The organism is Caballeronia mineralivorans PML1(12) (assembly GCF_001028175.1).
Lineage (GTDB): Bacteria > Pseudomonadota > Gammaproteobacteria > Burkholderiales > Burkholderiaceae > Caballeronia > Caballeronia mineralivorans.
The window spans coordinates 1-1,939 of sequence record NZ_AEJF01000064.1 but is presented as its reverse complement, the minus strand read 5'-3'; the positions used below and the strand labels follow the sequence as shown (position 1 = coordinate 1,939).

Here is a 1,939-nt window from a genome sequence, read left to right as displayed (position 1 = left end):
GGATGCTGCGCACGCGCACGGGCTCGCCCGCAGGCGCAAGCATCATGGTCTCGCCCACACTCACACGCCCCGACACCACCGTGCCCGTCACGATCGTGCCTTGTCCGGCAAGCGTGAACACGCGATCGATTGCCAGCCGGAACAAGCCATCGTCGCGACGCAGCCGCCACGCTGCAGCAGCCGCTCGCAAGTGCGCGTTCAACGCCGCCACGCCTGGATCGTCGGCGAGCGTCGCGTTAGTGTCGAATAGGGGTGCATCTTGCAGCGCGCTGCCGGCCAGGAACGCGGCAATCTCCGCGCGCACTTCGCGCAGCCGCTGCGGTTCCACACGATCGGTCTTGGTCACCGCAATGGCGCCCTGCTTCACGCCGAGCAATTGCAGGATCGCCAGATGCTCGCGGGTTTGCGGCATCACGCCGTCGTCGGCGGCGATCACGAGCAGCGCGTAATCAATGCCACTCGCGCCCGCCGTCATGGTATGGACAAGCTTCTCGTGACCGGGCACATCGATCAGGCCAAGCACGTCGCCGTTATCGAGCGGTACGTACGCGTAGCCCAGTTCGATCGAAATACCGCGCGCTTTCTCTTCTTTCAACCGGTCCGTATCTACCCCTGACAACGCGCGCACCAGCGTTGTCTTGCCATGATCGATATGTCCCGCCGTGCCTACGATCATCCCAGCACACCCGAAGCCGATAACTGCAGCTGCGCGACGAGCTCCGCTTCATCCGCCGCTTCGAGGCAGCGCAGGTCGAGGCGCAGGGCGTCGTCGGCAATCCGCCCGATAACCGGCCGCGACATCCCGCGCAGGACTTTTTCCAGCGCAAGCAACTGCCGCCCGCCGCGTTTGCCGTCGGCCATCCTGATGACGAGGCCGTAGCTCGGCAGCACATCGACCGGCAACGCTCCGCTGCCGATCTGGCTGAACATCGGCTCGACGGCGACCTCATAACGCTCCCCGATCGTCCGCTGCAAAACCGGCCGGACGCGTTCGGCAGCGGCGCGCATGGCGTCGGCCGGACGGGTAAGCAAACGCAAGGTGGTCAACCGCTCCGCCAGCATTTCCGGCGCACGGTACAAACGCAGCACCGGCTCCAGCGCGGCGAGCGTGAGTTTGCCCACACGCAGCGCGCGCTTGAGCGGATGTTTCTTGATCTTCGCGATCAGGTCGCGACGGCCGACGATCAAGCCCGCTTGCGGTCCACCAAGCAGCTTGTCACCGCTGAACGTGACGAGATCGGCACCCGCGAGCACGGTTTCGCGCACGGTGGCTTCACGCGGCAAGCCCCATTGCGTGAGATCGACCAGCGTGCCGCTGCCCAGATCGACCGCTACGGGCACGCCGCGCGCTTTGGCTAGCGGCGCGAGCTCCGCGACGCTCACCTCCCTGGTGAAGCCGCTAATGGCGTAGTTGCTCGTGTGGATTTTCATCAGCAGCGCGGTTCGCGGGCCGATCGCTTCCTCGTAATCCTTCAGGTGCGTGCGATTCGTGGTGCCGACTTCACGCAGCTTCGCGCCGGCGCGGCTCATGATGTCGGGAATACGAAATGAGCCACCAATTTCCACCAGCTCCCCGCGCGACACGATCACTTCTTTTCTCGGCGCCAGCGCCGACAACGTGAGCAACACCGCCGCAGCGTTGTTGTTCACCACGGTCGCCGCTTCGGCGCCGGTCAACTCGCAAATGATCTCATCGATCAGGTCGTCGCGGTCCCCGCGTTTGCCGGTATCGAGATCGAATTCGAGGTTCGAAGGCTGCGTCAGCGCCGCGACGACTGCGCTGACGGCCTCATCAGGCAATAACGCGCGACCGAGATTGGTATGAAGCACGGTGCCGGTCAGGTTGAAAACGCTGCGGAATTTGGCCCTCGCGCGTTCTCGCAGGCTTTTTCCCACCGACGCCGTGAGGTGCGGCACGTCGAGCGCCGCCACGGACGCC

Annotated in this window: 2 protein-coding genes; both read right to left on the bottom strand. The window is 64.9% G+C overall.

Going from position 1 to position 1,939, the window contains the following annotated elements:
- On the bottom strand, positions 1-676 hold a 676-nt coding region (gene selB / locus EOS_RS08800; protein WP_047846242.1), incomplete at its 3' end, for a selenocysteine-specific translation elongation factor.
- On the bottom strand, positions 673-1,939 hold a 1,267-nt coding region (gene selA, locus EOS_RS08795; protein WP_047846241.1), incomplete at its 5' end, for an L-seryl-tRNA(Sec) selenium transferase. The genes selB and selA, both read right to left, overlap by 4 nt.